11 protein-coding genes and 4 tRNA genes are annotated in these 16,762 nt (G+C 34.2%); 13 read left to right on the top strand and 2 right to left on the bottom strand.

Annotated elements, in window-relative coordinates:
* Nucleotides 1-41 precede the first annotated feature (41 nt).
* A complete protein-coding gene (locus GJV76_RS13685) occupies nt 42-2,486 on the bottom strand; it encodes an ATP-binding protein (protein ID WP_155093165.1) in 2,445 nt (814 codons plus the stop codon).
* 474 nt (nt 2,487-2,960) lie between these two features.
* Nucleotides 2,961-4,100: an acyl-CoA dehydrogenase family protein gene (locus GJV76_RS13680; RefSeq protein ID WP_155093164.1), complete on the bottom strand. Its 1,140-nt coding sequence runs from the start codon at nt 4,098-4,100 to the stop codon at nt 2,961-2,963.
* 96 nt (nt 4,101-4,196) lie between these two features.
* On the opposite strand from GJV76_RS13680, the gene GJV76_RS13675 reads away from it, so the two are divergent.
* The 13 genes from GJV76_RS13675 to GJV76_RS13615 all read left to right on the top strand — a co-directional run bounded on the left by GJV76_RS13675 (nt 4,197) and on the right by GJV76_RS13615 (nt 16,687).
* Nucleotides 4,197-5,288 carry an anhydro-N-acetylmuramic acid kinase gene (locus tag GJV76_RS13675; RefSeq protein WP_155093163.1) on the top strand — a complete coding sequence of 364 codons (1,092 nt, stop codon included), beginning with the start codon at nt 4,197-4,199 and terminating at the stop codon, nt 5,286-5,288.
* A gap of 327 nt (nt 5,289-5,615) precedes the next feature.
* The gene (locus GJV76_RS13670; protein WP_155093162.1) at nt 5,616-6,335 is read left to right on the top strand and encodes a MotA/TolQ/ExbB proton channel family protein; all 720 of its coding nucleotides are present in this window, start codon (nt 5,616-5,618) and stop codon (nt 6,333-6,335) included.
* Nucleotides 6,335-6,730, top strand: a complete 396-nt coding sequence (locus tag GJV76_RS13665; protein ID WP_155093161.1) for an ExbD/TolR family protein — start codon at nt 6,335-6,337, stop codon at nt 6,728-6,730. Before GJV76_RS13670 ends, GJV76_RS13665 begins: the two co-directional genes overlap by 1 nt.
* Nucleotide 6,731: 1 nt before the next feature.
* Nucleotides 6,732-7,553, top strand: a complete 822-nt coding sequence (locus GJV76_RS13660; protein ID WP_155093160.1) for an energy transducer TonB — start codon at nt 6,732-6,734, stop codon at nt 7,551-7,553.
* A gap of 22 nt (nt 7,554-7,575) precedes the next feature.
* Nucleotides 7,576-8,793, top strand: coding sequence for a bifunctional folylpolyglutamate synthase/dihydrofolate synthase (locus GJV76_RS13655; RefSeq protein WP_155093159.1), 1,218 nt, complete (start codon nt 7,576-7,578; stop codon nt 8,791-8,793).
* Nucleotides 8,794-8,887: 94 nt separating this feature from the next.
* A tRNA-Val gene (locus tag GJV76_RS13650) sits at nt 8,888-8,965 on the top strand.
* A gap of 45 nt (nt 8,966-9,010) precedes the next feature.
* Nucleotides 9,011-9,085, top strand: a tRNA-Val gene (locus GJV76_RS13645).
* 42 nt (nt 9,086-9,127) lie between these two features.
* Nucleotides 9,128-9,202: transfer RNA gene (locus tag GJV76_RS13640), tRNA-Val, on the top strand.
* Between the two features lie 42 nt (nt 9,203-9,244).
* Nucleotides 9,245-9,319: transfer RNA gene (locus tag GJV76_RS13635), tRNA-Val, on the top strand.
* Nucleotides 9,320-10,270: 951 nt separating this feature from the next.
* A complete protein-coding gene (gene argS / locus GJV76_RS13630) occupies nt 10,271-12,049 on the top strand; it encodes an arginine--tRNA ligase (protein WP_155093158.1) in 1,779 nt (592 codons plus the stop codon).
* A 60-nt stretch (nt 12,050-12,109) separates the two neighbouring features.
* Entirely contained in the window at nt 12,110-13,600 is a 1,491-nt protein-coding gene (locus GJV76_RS13625; RefSeq protein ID WP_155093166.1) for an SGNH/GDSL hydrolase family protein, read from the top strand.
* A complete protein-coding gene (locus GJV76_RS13620) occupies nt 13,587-15,017 on the top strand; it encodes a LysM peptidoglycan-binding domain-containing protein (RefSeq protein ID WP_155093157.1) in 1,431 nt (476 codons plus the stop codon). Before GJV76_RS13625 ends, GJV76_RS13620 begins: the two co-directional genes overlap by 14 nt.
* Nucleotides 15,018-15,025: 8 nt before the next feature.
* Complete coding sequence (locus GJV76_RS13615) at nt 15,026-16,687, top strand: MBOAT family O-acyltransferase (protein ID WP_155093156.1); 1,662 nt, start codon at nt 15,026-15,028, stop codon at nt 16,685-16,687.
* Nucleotides 16,688-16,762 lie beyond the last annotated feature (75 nt).

Genomic DNA, 16,762 nt, shown 5'->3' with positions numbered 1-16,762 from the left:
GGGTTTTGTTTTTTAGGCTTTTTAGACAGCCTCTTTTTTGTTTAGTGAATATGTTCTGTTTGGATTAAATCGATTATAAATGTGATTTGCTGTTTCAAATTTTGAATATCAGTATCAAGTGCTTCTTTAGTGTTATAAGCTTTAGATTTATCTTCTATAGCCTCTAAGAGAGGGATTATCTTCTTGATCTCTAATTGTCTAAACATTGGAAGCATCTTATGAGCTATATTGCTCAAAGTATCTATATCCATTTCTTCAGCGGCATAGTCAAGGTCTAATAAGTTTTCGTGTGTACTTTCTATAAATATGACAAGTAGGTTTTTTAGAGCTTCTACGTCATCTCCTATGAATTGTTTAAGTGTATTTGTATTGTAAGGTTTGTTGTTTTTCTCCTTTTCAAATGTAGTTGTTGGAGTTTCAACACTAACTTGAAAAGTGGTATTTGGATAAAATATCTTTGCAATTAGCTTTAATAATTCATTTAAATCTAAAGGCTTAGGGTGCGAACCAGTAAATCCAGCATTGGTGAAGTCTTCATTTGAAAGGTTTCTTTTTCCAGATAGTGCTATTACGGGTATGTCCTTTGTAATGTTATTCTGTTGAATTTGATTTAATAATTCAAAACCATCCATTTTCGGCATTTGTATATCTGACAAAATTAGATCTATTGTATTATTTTGTAGGTATGAAATTACTTCTGTAGGATCATTTTTCAAGACAACACTTTTAAAGATAGGGCTAAGTATTTCTTCCATTAATTGCAATTGTATCTTATCATCGTCAATCACAAGTATTGAAAGGTCACTTAGAATATTTGTTTCCTTTAAACTCGATGAATTTGTTTGTTCGCTTTGTTCTCCTTCAATAGCTTCAATGTACGGAATAACTATTTCAAATGCTGACCCTAATCCTAATTTGCTATCAACTGTAATTGTTCCATCGAGCAAATTAATTAATCGCTGCGATATGTTTAACCCTAATCCAGTACCACCAAATTTCTTTTCGATTCCGTCATGGGCTTGTCTAAATTCTTGAAAGATATTCTTGACATTATCTTTGTGGATCCCAATGCCAGTGTCTTCAACTTTTATACTGATAGAATCCTCTTTCTTTAATGCGCTAACTTTTACGTGTCCTACCTGTGTAAATTTGATTGCATTTGAGATCAGATTTGTCAGTATTTGTTTTATTCTATATGGGTCAGTTACGATGTTTAAATTAAGAACAGGATCTATATCCCAAAGTAATTCTATTTTCTTATTGTCTGCATTTGGTTGTAACAATAAGCAAGTATTCTGAATTAGTTCAGTTAAATTTGTTGGTTGAGTTTGTATAGTTAACTTGTTATTCTCTAGTTTAGAAAAATCGGTAAGATCATTTACTAAGTTGCGTATATACTGAGAGGAAGTTTTTATGTTTTTGACGTATTGATTTTGTTTGTCATCAAGAGATGTTTGGTTAAGTAAATCAGTGAAGCCAATTAAGCCACCTAAAGGAGTTTGTAAATCGTGAGTAACCGTTGCAAACAACATTGTTTTGCTTCGCAATAATTCTTCTTTTTCTTTGTTTAGCTTTTCTAAGGCAACTCTGTATTCTTGCGTTTGATTTACGTCCTTGATTATAATAAAACCTAAAATAATAATCACTAAAAGTGCTGAACCACCTATATACGCAATATTGGTGGAGGCTGTGCTTATGTGTGATTTAGATTCGTTAATCTTTTGATAAGAAAGTGAGATGATATTTTTCTCTACATTTTGCAATATATCTCTTAATTGATCAGTAATGTGTTTATTCTCAACGAGTAGTTGCTGCTCTTGTTGGAAAAGGGCTTTTTGTTTTTGATCAATTTTATTTTGTGTACTCAAGACTATTTTTTCCATAGCGGATATCAGAGAGTCAGAGATGCTTGGGTAATTAATAGTTGTGGTAATAGTATCCGTGTTGTCACCTTTAAAAAGCCTTGCCCATGCACTTCTTTTCTGTTTATCTCTACTTTGAATAATTATTGGTTGAATATTTTGTTCAATTTCTTCTCTTAAGTTATAAATTTCATCAAAAGCTTCTTTGTAGTCACCTGATTCGTTGATTGCTTTTCTGGCTTTAACTAACTCTGCAACACTTTTCTTTTTCTTTGCTAAAAGGTCATTTACAGTATTCAATTTATCATACGTTACTGGATCCTTTACATCTTTTTGTATTTGACTGATATGACTGACAATTGTATCAAGTTGGGCAAAGTAAGTTTGTATATCTTTTTGATTTCCAGTTAAAATAGCATTTCTACCATATGCTTCGGAATTGTAGAGATCATTTATAGTACTGCTAACCAAAAAGATTTTGTTATTTTCATTTACCATGTGAAGTTCTGGTACAGTAAATTTTTTAGCTTCTTTGTAAATATATATTCCCGAAGCTATTACTGCTGTAAAAAGTATTAAGTATAGAACTGCTATTTTGAGTTTAATGGAAAAGGAGTTTTTCATATTTGATTGGCTAATATCATTCACTAACGAGCAAAATTACAAAGAAGTAAGCTTGAATTGTAATTAAAAGTGAATAATCCAGTTTAATCTTAGGTAGGTTTTGTTTTATAAAAATTAAATCATATGAAATAGTTTGATTATTTAAGAATTAATGTGATAATAGTGTTTTTATTTAACTTTTTATTGTATATTTGAGTATGTGGTTCCTACTAAAGAGAGAAAATCTATACAATATATTGTAAAAAGGAATTCATCAATGTTTAATGTGTTTTTTGAAAAAGACCTATTCGCTTTGAATAGGTCTTTTTTTATCAGCTTTTTACTATCGTTGTTAGAATCTATTCTTTTGTCAAAATTTAAAGTCGTTTTAATGCTGTACTGTGTTTATCAAAGCGTTTTTTATTCATTAGATGAAAAGAAAAAAGGCTATTAACACAAGTCGTTAATAGCCTCTATATTTAAAATAAATAGTTTCTATTTAGAGATAGCTCGAGATATTACTATTTTTTGTATTTCTGAAGTACCTTCATAAATTTGAGTAATCTTAGCATCGCGCATCATTCTCTCAACGTGGTATTCGCGAACGTATCCATTTCCTCCGTGGATTTGAACAGCTTCGATTGTCGTATCCATCGCTGTTTTTGATGCAAATAATTTAGCCATAGCTCCAGATAAAGAGATGTCCTCTCCTGCATCTTTTTCAGTAGCCGCTTTGAAACAAAGCATTCTTGCAGCACTGATTTGAGTGGCCATATCTGCTAATTTAAATGCTACAGCTTGATGATTGATGATTTCTGTACCAAAAGCCTTGCGTTCTTTTGAGTACTTTAAAGCAAGTTCATACGCTCCTTGAGCAATACCTAAAGCTTGTGATGCAATACCTATACGCCCACCATTAAGTACATTCATTGCAAAAGCAAAACCAAACCCATCTTCACCTATACGGTTTTCTTTTGGTACTTTTACGTCTGTAAACATTAATGAGTGCGTGTCAGAACCGCGAATTCCCATTTTTTGTTCTTTAGCTCCAATTTCAAAGCCAGCCCAACCTTTCTCTACAATAAAAGCATTAATTCCCTTGTGCTTTTTCTCAGGATTAGTATGAGCAATTACAATATAGTAATCAGCAGTACTTCCATTTGTTATCCAGTTTTTAGTACCGTTAAGCAAATAGTAATCTCCCATATCAACAGCGGTTGTTTTTTGAGATGTAGCATCTGATCCTGCTTCTGGTTCTGATAAACAGAATGCTCCTATTACCTGTCCTGAAGCTAAAGGTTTTAAATATTTCTCTTTTTGTTCTTCACTTGCATATTTCTCAAGTCCAGCACAAACTAAAGAGTTATTCACTGACATTACAACAGCAGCTGAAGCATCCACCTTAGCTATTTCTTCCATTGCCAATACATAGGAAACGCTGTCAAGTCCACTTCCTCCATATTTTGGGTCAACCATCATCCCTAAGAACCCAAGTTCTCCTAATTTCTTTACTTGTTCTGTAGGGAAGATTTGATGTTCATCTCTTTCAATTACACCTGGTAATAGTTCTGTTTGTGCGAAATCACGAGCAGCTTGTTGAATCATCAACTGCTCTTCTGTTAATTTAAAATCCATCTATAGTTCTTTAATTTTTAGTCCTTAAGTTTTTGTAGTTCTCAAATATATGTGAATTAAATTAATTATTCAATCTACATTATGTAATTTTATCCTATGAAAAGACATCAATACAATATTTTGGGCGTTATGTCAGGTACTTCATTAGATGGAATAGACCTCGCATTTATTCAATTTGACTATGATGTTGACAGACAATGGAAATTCAAAATTTTAGTTGCTGATACAATACCATATTCACAGTCATGGAAGGGTCGTTTGAGCCAAGCAATTAGCATGAATCAAATGGATATTGAGAAATTAGATGAGCGTTATACTGTTTATTTGGCAAGTGTCATTAGTGGTTTTATAGAGCGCAATAATCTTCAGCATATTGACTTGATCTGTTCTCATGGTCATACCATTTTTCATAAACCAGAATTAGGTTATACGCTGCAAATAGGAAACTTACCTATTTTATCTGATTATGTAGGACATGATGTAGTGTGCGATTTCAGAGTACAGGATGTATTGCTTGGAGGGCAAGGGGCACCTTTGGTTCCGATTGGTGATCGCTTATTGTTTTCTGATTTCCAGGCATGTTTGAATTTAGGAGGGTTTGCCAATGTCTCTTTTGAGAATAATCTCAAGTATCGAATCGCTTATGATATATGTCCTGTAAATACAGTATTGAATGACTTAGTAAAATCTTTGGGTAAAGAGTATGACTGTAATGGTGATATAGCTCGACAAGGATCAAGCAATAGTGATTTGTTGAGTGAATTGAACTCAATTGATTTTTATAATCAAGCGCCTCCAAAGTCACTTGGAGTTGAGTTTTTGAAGACTTATGTCAATCCGATAATCAAAAAGTATAATCATTTGAGTATCTCTGATTTATTAGCTACTTACGTCGAACATATTGCTGAACAAATTGTAAAGGGAATTCCCTTATCTGAAGGCGAACGCGTTTTAGTAACAGGTGGTGGAGCTCATAATGCTTTTTTACTTGAGAGAATAAGAGAAAAATCACCCTTGGCTTTTGAGGTTCCTGCCAAAGAGATTGTGGACTATAAAGAAGCTATTATTTTTGGTTTATTAGGTGTGCTCAAATGGAGAGATGACGTAAATGTATTAGCAAGTGTAACGGGGGCTAAGTACGATCATTCGTCAGGGAAAGTATATCGTTTCTTTTCCCAACTCGAATAGACGGCAATAGAAGTAAGCTTTGTTGCGTGTAGGTAAGGTGCAATATGTAAAGGGAATGTATAGAAATAGGTTGTTTAGTTGTTTTATTTACAGTTAAGTAAGGGGGACTAACTTTTTTATCCTAAATCTTATATACATAACGAACAAAACATTATATATTTGAACCCTTTTAGAAATGAGTAAATTTGTTAATAATATGTTGTTTTTTGTGATGATTCATATTAAAAAACGCATTAATGCGTTCTATATGAATAACCCAAGCAATAGGTTGTTATAAAAAATTCATAGGAAAGAGTAAACGTAGTTAAATTAAACTTTAATAATTATATGATTCATTTTTTACAAGTGGACACAACTGCAGTGAGTCAAGCTGCTACAGATTTAGTTGAGCAAGGAAGTGAAGTGGCTAAGAAAGAATTAGCACTAAGTGAAATAATATTTAGTGGAGGTATTATAGGTCAATCTATTATGGTCGTGATCTTCATTATGTTATTCATGGCTTTGTATTTATATCTTGAGCGTTTTTTTGCAATTCGCAAGTCAGCTAAAGTGGATGAAGGGTTTATGACTCAAATAAAGTCTTATTTATCACAAGGAAAAATAAATCAAGCAAAATCACTCTGTGCAAATACTGATACACCAGTTGCTCGTTTAGTAGGTAAAGGGTTGTCTCGTATCGGAAGACCTTTACAAGATATTAATACAGCTATAGAGAATACTGGGAAATTAGAAGTGTATAAAATGGAGAAGAATATTAATCTGTTAGCAACATTATCTGGTGCAGGTCCTATGACAGGGTTCTTAGGTACTGTAGTGGGAATGGTAATGGCTTTCCATGAAATGTCAGATAATGGGTCAGCTCGCATCGATATGAGTGTATTGGCAGAAGGGATATACACGGCTATGATGACTACCGTTTTTGGTCTAATCGTAGGTTTAGTTGCTTATATCGGATATAATCACTTAGTGAGTAAGATTGATAAAATAGTTCATCAGTTGGAAGCAAATGCTGTTGAGTTTTTAGATTTATTAAACGAGCCAGCATAATGAATATTAGAGGGAGAAATAAAGTATCTGCAGAGTTCAATATGTCGTCAATGACCGATATTGTCTTTCTATTATTGATTTTTTTTATGGTAGCAATTACCACTATGACTACGACTAATGCGCTTGATTTAGTATTACCTAATTCTGATGGAAAGTCTGATTCTGTTGAAACTGTAGCTGTAAGTGTAGATGAGCAGTCTAATTACTTCATTGATCAGGACAAAGTAGCCTTAGAGCAGTTGGAAGAAGGATTGAAGAACAAGCTTTCGAATCAGGAAGATCCTAATATTGTTTTACACGTAGCTAAGGGGGTACCAGTTGAAGATGCAGTATATGTAATGGATATTGCTTACCGCAATAATTATAAAATTGTATTGGCTGTAGAACCAAAATAGTATGAAAATTTTACAAACAGAAAGTGAGAAAAAAGCTTTTGCAATTACATCAACTGTATTTGTGTTGTTATTGCTTTTGTTTTTCTTTTATAAAATAACGAAACCTACACCAGAACCATATTTGTTAGGAGGAGAGATTGCAATTAATTTTGGCAATAGCGACAAGGGTAGAGGAAATGAACAGCCGAAAGAGGTAATTGAAATGCAGCCTGAAGTAACTCCTGTGGAAGTAACAGAAGTGGAGGTTTCAGAACCCATCGTTGTGCAAAATACTGTTGAGACTCCTATAGTGAAGAAAGTAGACGAAACTCCTGTTAAGGAAGTTAAAAAAGAAGTGAAGCCGGAGAAAGTACAAGAACCCAAAAAGGAACAAAAACCAAGTCAAACGACTACAGATGCGTTAGCAAGTCTTATAAATGGTCCTAAAACATCAGGAGAAAAGTCTGAGGGGAACGGAACTACAGATCAAAGTGGGGCTCAAGGAAGTTTGGATGGAGATATCTATGCAAATTCTTTTTATGGTAGTGGAAAGGGACAAGGTTCGGGTGGAGGAACAAGTTGGGGACTCAATGGTCGTAGCTTAGCATCAAAAGGGCAAGTAGTGCCAGATTGTAATGAAGTTGGGACAGTAGTTGTCGAGATTCGAGTAGATAAAACTGGGAATGTGGTAGCTGCTAAGTATGCACAGGGAACTACCAATTCTGCTAAGTGTTTGACAGATGCTGCCATAGCAACTGCTAAGACATTTCGTTGGAAGCCGGATGATAAAGCACCTAATATTCAAGTAGGATTTATAGTAATTAATTTCAGAGTAGGGTCTTAGATCCTATTTTTTTATTTTGTTTATGACATATACTGAAACTTTAGAATGGATGTATGTGCAATTGCCAATGTATCAACAAAAGGGAGCAGTTGCTTATAAAGCAGATTTATCAAATACAATTAAGTTGGTCAATCACTTAGGTAATCCACAAGAAAACATTAAAACGATCCACATTGCTGGAACTAATGGAAAGGGGTCTACATCTTCTATGATCGCTTCTATTTTACAAGAGGCAGGATTTAAGGTAGGATTATATACATCTCCTCATTTAAAAGATTTTCGTGAGCGCATTAAAATTAATGGACAAGAAATCACTGAGTCTTTCGTTGTAGATTTTATTGCGCGTAATAAAGTGTTTTTTGAGGAAAATGCTTTAAGCTTTTTTGAAATGACTGTAGGTATGTGCTTCGAATATTTTAAACAAGAGCAAGTTGACGTGGCTGTGATCGAAGTTGGAATGGGAGGTAGGTTGGATTCTACCAATATTATTTCGCCATTGGTGTCTGTGATCACGAATATAGGCAAAGACCATACTGCTTTTTTAGGAAATACTTTGCAAGAGATAGCAAGGGAAAAAGCGGGAATTATAAAATATCATACTCCCGTAGTTATAGGTGAATATACTGATCAGACTAAACCTGTATTTATAGCCAAAGCACAAGAGGAGGAAGCTGAGATATTCTTTGCACAAGATACTTTTGAGGATAATACGTTGGTGTCAGATTTGAAAGGAGATTATCAAAAAGCAAATATTCGTACAGTTAGACAAACTATAGCTTTATTGAGAAAGAGTTTTAATATAACTCATGACAATGAAGAGCAAGGTTTACTACAGGTAGTTAGAAATACAAATTTATTAGGTCGTTGGCAGATTATTTCAGAAGCTCCCAAAGTAATTGCAGATACTGCACATAACGCCCATGGGTTAAATATTGTTATGAATCAGTTGAAACACGAAGAATACGAGAATTTATTTATTGTTTTTGGAGTGGTAAATGATAAAGATTTGTCTTCAGTACTGCCATTATTGCCAAAAACAGCTAAATACTTTTTTGCAAAGCCAAATATTTCACGTGGATTAAATGCTGACGAATTAAAGGAGCAAGCAAAGGAATATGGTTTGAATGGTGTTGTTTGTAGTTCAGTATTAGATGCTTATGTGAAAGCTAAGATCGAAGCTACTTTGAAGGACTTGATATATGTGGGAGGAAGTACTTTTGTAGTGGCTGAAATTTTGTAAAAAAAAATACAAAAAGCTTGCAAACTAAAAATCACGTCGTATATTTGCACCCGTAATCAACAAAAGGTTACACGTTCTTAAAAAGAAGAAAAATGGGCGATTAGCTCAGTTGGTTCAGAGCACCTCGTTTACACCGAGGGGGTCGGGGGTTCGAATCCCTCATCGCCCACCATTTTTTTTAGACTTATTGGAACACCAAATTATTTAATAATATTTTGGGCGATTAGCTCAGCTGGTTCAGAGCACCTCGTTTACACCGAGGGGGTCGGGGGTTCGAATCCCTCATCGCCCACTATTTTTCCGTACAGTAAAAGACCTTAGTTTAAATAACTTTGGGCGATTAGCTCAGTTGGTTCAGAGCACCTCGTTTACACCGAGGGGGTCGGGGGTTCGAATCCCTCATCGCCCACTATTTTACCGTACAGTAAAAGACCTTAGTTTAAATAACTTTGGGCGATTAGCTCAGTTGGTTCAGAGCACCTCGTTTACACCGAGGGGGTCGGGGGTTCGAATCCCTCATCGCCCACAGATAAAAGCCGTAGATCAAGTGATCTACGGCTTTTTTTGTTCGTGCATACTTCATTTTGATTTTCTGCATTTTTATCGTGATTTCTCAGGGACAATTTTACAGGTTTGGAATCAGAAACAAAGTTTGGTTATTACTACTTTTTAAACACATTGTAGACCTCTGTTTCTATTTGTGTTTTGTGGATTATATATAATCCTGTTTTGCCTTTAGGTATAAGTGAAGTCAAATCAAACCTTCTTTTTCTTTATTGTGAAATTTGTACATAGCCTATTAGTATACTGAGAACAAAAAAAGGGTGCGTTTTCTTAGGACTTCCTTGCACCTTTCTAGGGGTATTCTTGCACTTTTCCTGGTAAAAAGGCGTGTTTCAGCAAGGAAACCCCTACCAAGCCCCTAGAATCCCCCAAGAAAGTGCGAGCAATATAGCATTGATTTTGGTTGTATTGAAAAGTCGTTGATGTTTAGCAGACTGTAGAATGTTCTATATGTGAGTGATTTCAAAGGATGCTTTTTTACGCAATTGTTCTCTTTCTAATCTGACTATGGGCTTTTTTATCTAAATCTTTATTCTCAATTCACTTATTGTTGTTTAGGGGAGATAAGGGAGTTTGGACTTTTTATTTTAATGGGTGATTGTTGATTTATGGTTAAATTTTTTTATTTTTGGTTGTTAAATTGCTAAAATGGTGTGTTGTTATTTGTTTTTGTGTTTTGGGAATTAGTAATTTGATATTGTGTTGAATTGTAGAGTAACATGTAGATAGGTATAGGATATGAGAAGAAAGACTTAATAGTGATTTATTGATATTGTGAAATAAAAAGTAAAACTATTAAAACAGTAGTTTTACAGGTAATAGTTTATGGTTTAAAATTATATTTTCCTTAGCAACTCTTATCAATATGAGCGAAATTAAATTATCTTTGCTTCTTTAAAAAAAAATAATCAAAATGACATTAAATCAGATTTTAACTCCGCAGATAGAGAAGGCTATTCAACAATTGTACGGTGCAACTGTAGATAAAGTTGAATACCAAGCGACAAGAAAAGAGTTTGAAGGAGATATTACTGTAGTTATTTTTCCTTTTTTAAGACAAATAAAGGGAAATCCAGTAGAAATTGGGACGAAGATAGGTGAGTACTTAGTAGAAAATACATCTGTAATAGAACGGTTTAATGTAGTTAAAGGTTTTTTAAATTTAGTAGTTTCAGATAGTTATTATATTGAGTTTTTTAATGCTATACGCAACGCGGAACACTTCGGTTTTGTAACACCTACTCTTGGTGATAAAGCGGTATTAGTAGAATACTCATCTCCAAACACAAATAAACCTTTGCATTTAGGTCATGTTAGAAATAACTTACTTGGATTTTCTGTAGCAGAGATATTGAAAGCTTCGGGAAAAAAGGTTTATAAAACTCAAATTATCAATGACAGAGGTATCCATATTTGTAAGTCAATGTTGGCTTGGCAAAAATATGGAAACGGGGATACACCAGAATCTACTGGTTTGAAAGGTGATAAGTTAGTAGGTAATTACTATGTGAAGTTTGATGTTGAATACAAGAGTCAAATCAAAGAGTTGATGGCTCAAGGTATGTCTGAGGACGATGCTAAGAAAGAGGCTCCTATCATTAAAGAGGCTAAGCAAATGCTTGTTGATTGGGAGAATGGAGTACCTGAAGTGATAGAGTTGTGGAAAACAATGAATCAATGGGTATATGATGGTTTCGCTGTATCGTATAAAAACTTAGGTGTAGATTTTGACAAGGTGTACTACGAGAGTAATACTTATTTGCTTGGAAAAGATGAAGTAGAGAAAGGATTAGAACAAGGCGTTTTCTTTAGAAAAGAGGATAATTCAGTTTGGATTGATTTATCAGATGAAGGTTTAGATGAGAAGTTAGTATTACGTGGAGATGGAACTTCAGTGTACATGACGCAAGATATTGGTACAGCTATACAACGTGTAAATGATTTCGGAGATGTAGGAGGTATGGTTTACACTGTTGGTAATGAGCAAGACTACCACTTTAAAGTATTGTTTTTGATTCTTAAAAAGCTTGGCTTTGATTGGGCTGAGAGTTTATATCATTTATCTTATGGAATGGTAGAACTACCTTCTGGAAAGATGAAAAGTAGAGAGGGAACAGTAGTAGATGCTGATGACTTGATGCAGGAGATGACTGATACGGCTAAGAGTATCTCTGAGGAATTAGGTAAACTTGAAGGATATTCAGATGAAGAGCGTTCTCAGTTGTTTACGACTATAGGTTTAGGTGCTTTAAAGTACTTTATTTTAAAAGTAGATCCACGTAAAGGGATGATGTTTAATCCTAAAGAATCAGTTGATTTTGCAGGAAATACAGGTCCATTTATCCAATATACTTACGCGCGTATTCAATCGATCTTAAGAAAGGCTGATTTCGATTACACGACGGAGATATCTGGTATCACTTTAGATGTAAAAGAGAAAGAACTATTGAAATTACTTGAGGATTTCCCTGTTGTAATTCAAGATGCTGCACGTACACATAGCCCTGCATTAGTAGCTAATTACGTTTATGAACTGGTAAGAGAGTATAACTCTTTTTACCAAACTGTATCTATCTTAGGAGAAGAAGATACTGTATTAAGAATTTTTAGAGTACAATTATCTCATAAAGTAGGTGAAGTAATTAAAGATGCCTTTGCATTACTTGGGATTGTCGTACCTGAACGAATGTAATTATACATTTTTGTGAAAAAAGAAAAATCTTATATTATACAGTCATTTGCCATTCTAGTAATGGCAAGTGGCTTTTTTTTGTTTTTTAAGGGGAATTTACCTTCAAAGATATTTTCTGAAGCTGCTCCTAAAACTGGAAATGTCGTAATTGATAGTTTGCTTTTAGAAGCATTTGAACAAGCCAAGGAAAGTAGTAAGAAAGGGTTAGTTGATGAAGCATTAGAGGAGAAGGAAAACAGTTCTAAAGACACGTTAACATCTGCTATAGGAGATGGGAATATTACCCTCATTGAAGAAGGTGATCTTTTGTCATTAGAATCAGAGGATAACTTTAAGGGGATGTTGTATTTAGAGCCCTTCTTTGAAAGACTATATGAATTAGAGCACAACAAAGGCAAGCGCGTTCGTATTGCATATTATGGCGATTCTATGACAGACGGGGATTTGATTGTTCAAGATTTGCGTAAGACCTACCAAGATACTTATGGTGGAGCTGGAGTTGGCTATATTCCCATTAATGTTGAGTCTGCTAAATCAAGGGGATCTATTGTTCATAGATATTCAGCAAACTGGAAAGTTCAATCATTTCTTAATGTAAAAAGACCAATGAGACCCTTCGGTGTCTCTGGACAAGTATTCTTTATAAAAGACACTGTAAAAGACACTTGGATTAGTTTGCAAGCTGGAAATATTAGAAATATGACCAGTTTGAATTCTCCAACTCTTTATTATGGGGCCTCGAATAATAAAAAGGGTAAAGTTAAAGTTATAATAGATAGAGATACTGTTGTAAAAGACTTAGCTATTAATGGTGAGTTGAATAGTTTGAAACTTTCAAATAGAAGTTTAAGACAGATCAAGTTGATGTTTCAATCGGCAGATTCAATTCCAATTTACGGTATAGATGTAAGTGCTTATAATGGTGTTCAAGTAGATAATTTTTCAAGTAGAGGAAACTCAGGTTTGCCATTGTCTTTATTTCGAGTGAGTTTGATGCAGAAGTTTCAACGTAGTTTAGATTATAATCTTATTATACTTCACTATGGAACTAATGTGCTTAATTATGGTTCGCTTGATTACAGATGGTATACTAAGCAAATGGGAGTTGTGGTAAATCACTTGAAACAGTGTTTTCCAAATGCGGCTATTTTAGTAATATCGACTGCAGATAAGTCAAGCAAGAAGGACATGAAGATGCAAACTGACCCAGCAGTTGTACCGTTGGTAAAAGCACAGCGTAAGTATGCAATGGAGAACCATGCAGGTTTTTTAAATCTATATGAAGCAATGGGAGGAGATGGTTCAATGGTTAAATGGGTAGAGGAGTCTCCTAATCGTGCAAACAAGGACTATACTCACTTCAATCATCGTGGAGCACAAGATATAGCTAAGTTGATTTATCAACAGTTAGATGAAGGGTATAAAGAGTATAGGACTAAACGCCACAAGAAAGAAGGAATAAAAGAAGAAAGTAGTGTTGATTCATTACAACAAAAAGAAAAAGAAGAAAATACAACTGTAGTAGACACTGTTGAGAATGGTAAAAAGTAAAATTGCTCTTGTTCTGAGTAGCATTTTTTGGGGAACTTGTGCTTTTGCACAAGAAAATTTAATTAAGTATCAAGTTAATTCAGATTCAGATCTTGATAGCATAAGTGCTGTTGACCAGGAAGAGGGAAACCGTATATATTATGATGACCGATTATATGAGTTTTTTCAGAAACTATATGAGCTTGATTCTTTAAAGGAAGGTAAGGTCAATATTGTACATATTGGCGATTCACATATTCAAGCTGATTTTTTTACAGGAAAAATGAGAAAACTATTGCAATCCCGTTTTGGAAATGGTGGGTTGGGATTTGTTTTTCCTTATAGATTGGCAAAGACGAATGGTAACTCTATCGTGCGTTATACATCAAATGTAGACTGGGAAAGTAGAAGAAATATTTATCCTGTTAACGGTGCTAACGTTGGTTTAAGTGGGATTGCACTTTCGACTAATAATAAAAACTTAGTTATCGAAATGAATATTCGCGATAACGAATATAGTTTTTCGCGCATGAAAGTTTTTACTCCGACTGAAGATCAATTGTTTAATTTAGGTAGTACTGATAAACAATTGAGTTTAGAGTCTGGTGTTCCTAAGAAAGTAAATCACATTATCAAGAGTGGAGAATCTCTGTCGAGTATTGCCAGAAGATATGGAACCTCTGTGATTGATTTGAAACGCATTAATAAGTTAAAAACCAGTACCATTCACCCAGGTAGAAGTTTATCTATACCTACTCCAGAAAGAGAGCCTGTAGTGGTTAATCCTGAGGTTTTTAATAGAGTAGATGCTACTCAAGCAGAAGGTTATTACGACTTCACATTTGATAGAGAGCAAAATCGCATCTATTTTTATTCAAATGAGGAGAAGGAGTTATACGATTTGAACGGAATTGTTTTAGAGAACGATAGAGCGGGACTGCTATATCACAGTATAGGAGTAAATGGCGCTCGATATTCAGATTACGGAAAGTATCCTCTGTTCTTTGAACAGTTAAAGGGATTAGAACCAGATTTGCTGGTTTTATCAATGGGTACTAATGAGGCATTTGACAAAATGAGTCCAGCTGATTTTCAAAATCAGGTAAATATTTTTCTTAAGAAAGTAAAAGAACACTTACCAAAAGTAAATGTTCTAATAACAACCCCACCTCCGAGTTATTTTTCTAAAGGGAATGTCAATACGGTAGCAACTGAGTTATCAAATGAATTAACCATTAACGGCCTGGAAAATAACTATGCTGTATGGGATTTGTACTTTAATTTGGGAGGAAATTTAGGTCTGCAAGAGTTGCAAGATCAGGGAATGTTAGCTCGTGATTTAGTACATTATTCAGTGAAGGGATATGAGTATTCTGCTGATTTATTCTTTGATGCTTTAATCGAGGCATATCAAAAATTTTGTGAGAAAAAGAAATAATGTTGTTCATGAGTTTATTTAATATAGAAATACCTTCGGTTTCATGGGATGATGTTATCCATTGGTTTACATTTAATCCAAAGGAGCCTTTGCTGTTTAATTCAGCTTTGTTTTTGGGGTTATTTATCGTTTTTTATCTATTCTATATTTTAATGAGGAAGACTTTCCATGTGCGATTATTGTATGTGGTACTGTTTTCTATATTTTTCTATTACAAGTCGAGCGGTATGTATTTTTTAATACTGGTCGGTTCTTCTTTAATGGACTATTATTTTGCGAAAATAATTAATGATACTTTAAACGAGACGAAGAAGAGAACTTTGTTGACGGTTAGTATTATCGTTAACTTGGGAATGTTAGGGTATTTTAAATACACGAACTTCTTCTTAGATGGTGTTAATTTCTTTGCTGAAACTGGTTTTCATATCGATGATATAATCTTGCCTGTAGGTATTTCGTTTTTTACTTTTCAATCGATCAGTTATATAATAGAAATTTACCGCAAGGAAATCGAACCAACGAAGAACTTTTTAGACTACTTGTTCTTTATATCGTTCTTTCCTCAATTGGTTGCAGGACCAATTGTACGAGCAAAAGATTTTATTCCTCAGATTTATGAAAATATAAAGGTTACACGTGATAATGTAAATGAAGGATTATTATTGATTGTCGGAGGATTACTCAAAAAGGCTGTTATCTCTGATTACATCTCTATTAACTTTGTTGACCGTGTATTTGATTCGCCGAATAGTTATACTGCTTTTGAGAACTTAATGGCATCTTATGGGTATGCGATTCAGATTTATTGTGATTTCTCTGGATATTCAGATATGGCTATCGGTATTGCATTATTGTTAGGGTATCGTTTGCCAATGAACTTTAATGTACCATATCAATCTACGTCAATTACTGAGTTTTGGAGACGTTGGCACATATCACTTTCTACTTGGTTAAAGGATTTCTTGTATATCACAGTAGGGGGGAATAGAAATGGTAGTTTTGGAGGATTCTTCTTTCCCTCTCTTTTCTTTGTAGGGGTTTTAGGTTGGGGAATTTACTATTATAAGACCAGCGCTATTCCGTTGTTAATAGCCATAGGATCAATAATTGTATTTGGTGTTACTATTTTGTTTTCAAAAGAGAGAAAGAAAAGCTTGTTTACCAATTTCAACTTGTTGACTACCATGTTACTTGGTGGATTATGGCACGGAGCAAGTTTGCGATTCATCGTTTGGGGAGCACTTCACGGTATAGCATTAGCTGTACATAAGATTTTTATGGAGTTGTTTCCAAGAGCAAAAGGTAAAGAACCTTCGTTTGTATGGAAAGTTATGTCTATAGTGATAACTTTTCATTTTGTTACATTTTGTTGGATCTTCTTTAGAGCGAGATCATTTGATACGGCATTAGATATTATTTATAATATCGGTAAAATAGATTGGGATTTACATGCTTGGATGGTGATAATAGATGGATATAAAAACGCCTTCTTGTTAATCTTAATAGCATTTGTATGGCATTTTATACCAAAGAAATGGATGGAAATTCCACATCAGTTGTTTAATACAGCTCCAGTATTTGTGAAGTCTGTGTTTTTAAGCTTTATATTTTGGGTTGTTTACGCGACAGCTACTGCAGGTCCACAACCATTTATTTACTTCCAGTTTTAAAGAGTTTGAATCAAAATATAGTCGAACCTATAATACAAAAAGAGGCTGTCTAAAAAGCCTAAAAAACAAAACCCC

Origin of the sequence: Myroides albus, assembly GCF_009711045.1 — a bacterium.
Classification (GTDB): Bacteria; Bacteroidota; Bacteroidia; order Flavobacteriales; family Flavobacteriaceae; genus Flavobacterium; species Flavobacterium album_A.
Note: the sequence above shows the minus strand (reverse complement) of the source record. Positions and strands in the feature narration are given on the sequence as shown.

What these genes read in the sequence shown, in the direction of transcription:
- GJV76_RS13685 (WP_155093165.1), bottom strand. Translation starts at nt 2,486, where the DNA reads ATGAAAAACTCCTTTTCCATTAAACTCAAAATAGCAGTTCTATACTTA.
- GJV76_RS13625 (WP_155093166.1), top strand. Translation starts at nt 12,110, where the DNA reads ATGGCAAGTGGCTTTTTTTTGTTTTTTAAGGGGAATTTACCTTCAAAG.
- GJV76_RS13675 (WP_155093163.1), top strand. Translation starts at nt 4,197, where the DNA reads ATGAAAAGACATCAATACAATATTTTGGGCGTTATGTCAGGTACTTCA.
- GJV76_RS13665 (WP_155093161.1), top strand. Translation starts at nt 6,335, where the DNA reads ATGAATATTAGAGGGAGAAATAAAGTATCTGCAGAGTTCAATATGTCG.
- GJV76_RS13620 (WP_155093157.1), top strand. Translation starts at nt 13,587, where the DNA reads ATGGTAAAAAGTAAAATTGCTCTTGTTCTGAGTAGCATTTTTTGGGGA.
- GJV76_RS13660 (WP_155093160.1), top strand. Translation starts at nt 6,732, where the DNA reads ATGAAAATTTTACAAACAGAAAGTGAGAAAAAAGCTTTTGCAATTACA.
- GJV76_RS13615 (WP_155093156.1), top strand. Translation starts at nt 15,026, where the DNA reads ATGAGTTTATTTAATATAGAAATACCTTCGGTTTCATGGGATGATGTT.
- GJV76_RS13670 (WP_155093162.1), top strand. Translation starts at nt 5,616, where the DNA reads ATGATTCATTTTTTACAAGTGGACACAACTGCAGTGAGTCAAGCTGCT.
- GJV76_RS13655 (WP_155093159.1), top strand. Translation starts at nt 7,576, where the DNA reads ATGACATATACTGAAACTTTAGAATGGATGTATGTGCAATTGCCAATG.
- GJV76_RS13680 (WP_155093164.1), bottom strand. Translation starts at nt 4,100, where the DNA reads ATGGATTTTAAATTAACAGAAGAGCAGTTGATGATTCAACAAGCTGCT.
- argS (WP_155093158.1), top strand. Translation starts at nt 10,271, where the DNA reads ATGACATTAAATCAGATTTTAACTCCGCAGATAGAGAAGGCTATTCAA.